Annotated in this window: 4 protein-coding genes; 1 reads left to right on the top strand and 3 read right to left on the bottom strand. The window is 67.5% G+C overall.

Annotation, left to right across the window (positions count from 1 at the left end):
- A partial coding sequence (locus QZ281_RS04835) for an inositol monophosphatase family protein (protein ID WP_292225356.1) occupies positions 1-469 on the top strand: 469 nt, incomplete at its 5' end.
- A 1-nt stretch (position 470) separates the two neighbouring features.
- Here the strand turns inward: QZ281_RS04835 and QZ281_RS04830 are convergent.
- From QZ281_RS04830 to QZ281_RS04820, 3 genes are all read right to left on the bottom strand, one after another.
- Positions 471-1694 (bottom strand): hypothetical protein, encoded by a 1224-nt coding sequence (locus QZ281_RS04830; protein WP_292225354.1) that lies wholly within the window; start codon positions 1692-1694, stop codon positions 471-473.
- A gap of 126 nt (positions 1695-1820) precedes the next feature.
- The gene (locus QZ281_RS04825; RefSeq protein ID WP_292225352.1) at positions 1821-2156 is read right to left on the bottom strand and encodes a hypothetical protein; all 336 of its coding nucleotides are present in this window, start codon (positions 2154-2156) and stop codon (positions 1821-1823) included.
- Positions 2157-2234: 78 nt separating this feature from the next.
- Positions 2235-3208 (bottom strand): EF-Tu/IF-2/RF-3 family GTPase (locus QZ281_RS04820; protein ID WP_363297402.1); only part of this gene is annotated, 974 nt, incomplete at its 5' end.

Genomic DNA, 3208 nt, shown 5'->3' with positions numbered 1-3208 from the left:
GATCCATGACGGCTATCCGGTTGCGGGCGTGGTTACGGCGCCGGCGAACGAGACGACCTGGCGCAGCGACAAGCCGGGCGGCGGCGCCTTCCGCCGCCAGTATGGCGCGGTCCATGAGGGTGAGGCCCACGCAGGCGCGGACTGGCGGCCCATCGCCGTGCGCGACAGGCCGCAGGAAGGCGTGGCCCTGCTCAGCCACAGCGTAACCGATGAAGAGGCGACGCGATTGGCCGCCCGCCACGGCTGCACCCATTGGCAGGGAACGGATTCATCGTTGAAATTCTGCCTGATCGCCGAGGGTCGTTTCGACGCCTATCCGCGGACTGGCCCCACGTCGGAATGGGACACGGCGGCGGGACAGGCGGTTCTGGAGGCGGCTGGCGGTCGGGTTCTGGCCGATGACGGCCAGAGGTTCAGCTATGGCAAGCTGCGCTTTCTGAACGGGCCCTTCGTCGCCATCGGCGGCTGATCTAGGCGACGAAGCGGGGTTTCAGCCCCTCGGCGCGGCGGGCCAGGACAGGGACGCCCAGTTCCTGAGCCGTGATGGCCGCTTCGGACAGGATGAAGCCCAGACCCCTGGGTTCGGCGCCGCCCAGACGGTGACGCGCCAGGGCGATGGCGGCCATGCCGATCTGGTCCGCCGCCCAGTCCAGCGGTTGGGCGTGGACCATGCGCGACCGCACGCGTTGCTCCAACAACTCCAGAGCCGACAGATTGCGCACGGCTTCCGCCAGCGCGACTTCTCGGGCGATGCGGCGCTCTCGCGCCAGTGCGCCGATGATCAGACCCTGTCCCTGTGTCAGGGCCTCGGCCTGTGACAGGATCATCAGCGGCAGGGCCTCCTCGCCCGCGCGCACCACCTGAATGGCGGCCCAGTCCAGCGGACTGTGATCGGGTGTGAATTGATCGGCCGCCGCATCGAACATGGTCCGGCCCTGGGCATGGGTTTCGGCATGACCGGCCAGGGCCGCCAGGGCCGACAGACCGGCGCCGCACAGGGCCAGGGCGCGGGCGCGGGTCAGGGGGCGGTGGTCGGGCAAGGCTGTCTCGACCAGAGCGCCCAGATCACGTCCTGCCTGATCCAGCAGGCGCGCGTCGCGTTGAACAACCCCGGCCTCCAGCGTCAGTATGGCCCGGTCCATTCTCAGTTCGGCGTTTTCGGCGCCCGCCCCGTGAAGCGCTGCGTCCATCAGGGCGGCGGCGTCCATAAGATCGGACAGGTCGCCGCTTATGCGCGCCTGACGGGCCTTGATCCGGGCGTGGACGGCGGCGACCTCGACAGCGATCCGGTGGCGGCGTGGGCGCCCGGCGCGGGTCAGGGCGGCCATGGCCTGTTGCAGGCGGTCCGGCTCGCCGCACAGGTCAAACCTCAGGATCAGGGCCAGGGCCGTGTCGATTGCGGCTAGGGCGGTCTGGTCTTCACCAACGGCGCTGCGGCTCAGGCTGTCTGCGGCGCGGTCGGCGCGGTCCAGGCTGTCGACGTCGCCGGAACGGCGGGCGTGGTCGCGCCACAGGGCGGCGGCGCGGTGTTCAGTTTCGAACGGCAGAGGGCAGGAGACGCGGCCCGCATCGATGGTCTCGCGCCGGGCCTCGACCCGCAACAGATCAACGCTGATCAGTTCGACCCAGCCCAGGTCTTCGCTTTCACGCGCCTGCGCGAACAGCTTTCTCAGATCCCGGCCGAATTCGAACATGCGCTGGATGCCTCTGAAATCCCGCTTCGGGACGTAGAAGGCGTCCCGACTGGATTCTTAGCAAACGTAGCGCCGAACAACGGGTTCGGCTCAGCTTGGTTGTGGAACGTTCTGGATCGAACGCCGTTAGTCCAGATTCGGCGTGCGATGCAGGCAGCGTTGCAGAGCGGTGCGCGCGGCCGGAGCATCAGCGTTCAACTGCCGCACTGCCTCAATCCGCGCGCGGGTCTGGTCTGCGTCAACCGTGCGGCCTGGCCTGCCCGCCGTGGTTCCCGCCTGAATGGCGGTCAGCGACCAGTACAAGGCGGCGTCATACAGTTTTCCGCCTTCATCGCTTTCCCCGCCTTCCAGCTCTGACGCCGCCTGCGTCAGCCCCGCGCAACGCACCGCTTCCTCATAGGAAACGGCGGCTGGGGCTTGCTGCATCAGCATCAGACTGGCGAAGGCCAGGGTGGCGAACATCAAAGGGGCTCCGCGACGCATCGGCGTCGGCAGCATCTGACCACGCTCTGGCGGCGCTGAAAAGGCGCAAGCGCGGCCTTAACCGCGTTCCTTGGTCTTGGTGAAGGCGATCTTGGGGAAACGCTCGCCGACATAGCCGGTCTCCCAGCTCGACTTGGCCAGGAAGACGGGGGCCTGATCGATGTCGCGCGCCATCTGCGGGCGGTACTTGCCCGAGAAGTCCTCGATGTCCGCATCCGTGCCGCCGACCCAGCGGGCCTCGGCGTAAGGCGACGGCTCGAAGATGACGTCCAGGCCATATTCCTCGCCCAGACGGTCGGCCATGACCTCGAACTGCAGCTGGCCCACGGCGCCGACGATGAAGTCCGAACCGATCTCGGGACGGAACAATTGGGTCACGCCTTCTTCGGCCAGACCTTCCAGCGCCTTCTTCAGGTGCTTGGCCTTCAGCGGATCCTTGACGCGGACGCGCTGAAGGATTTCCGGCGCAAAGTTGGGCAGGCCCGCGAACCGCACCACGCCGCTTTCCGACAGGCTGTCGCCGACGCGCAGCACGCCGTGGTTCGGAATGCCGATCACGTCGCCCGCAAAGGCGTCGTCGGCCAGTTCGCGGTCAGAGGCGAAGAACATGATCGGCGCATTGACCGACAGGGACTTGCCGGTGTTCTGCACCTTCAGCTTCATGCCGCGCTTGAAGGCGCCTGAGGCCATGCGGAACATGGCGATCCGGTCGCGGTGGTTCGGGTCCATATTGGCCTGAACCTTGAAGACGAACCCGGTGACCTCGTTCGAACCCGGCTCGACCGTCGTGTCGACGGGGGCAGGGGCGTTGCGGGTCTCGGGCGGAGATTCCTTCTTGGCCTTCATGACCTTGGGCGCAGGCGCCCAGTCGCCGATGGCCTTCAGCAGTTCGTCGATGCCGAAGTGGCGCAGGGCCGAGCCCCACAGTACGGGCGTCAGATGGCCTTCAAGGAAGGACTGGCGGTCGAACGCCGGATAGCCGCCTTCGACCAGTTCGACAGCCTCGGCCAGGGCGTCCTGCTCGGCGACGG

Origin of the sequence: Brevundimonas sp. (assembly GCF_018608325.1) — a bacterium.
Taxonomy (GTDB): domain Bacteria; phylum Pseudomonadota; class Alphaproteobacteria; order Caulobacterales; family Caulobacteraceae; genus Brevundimonas.
Note: the sequence above shows the minus strand (reverse complement) of the source record. Positions and strands in the feature narration are given on the sequence as shown.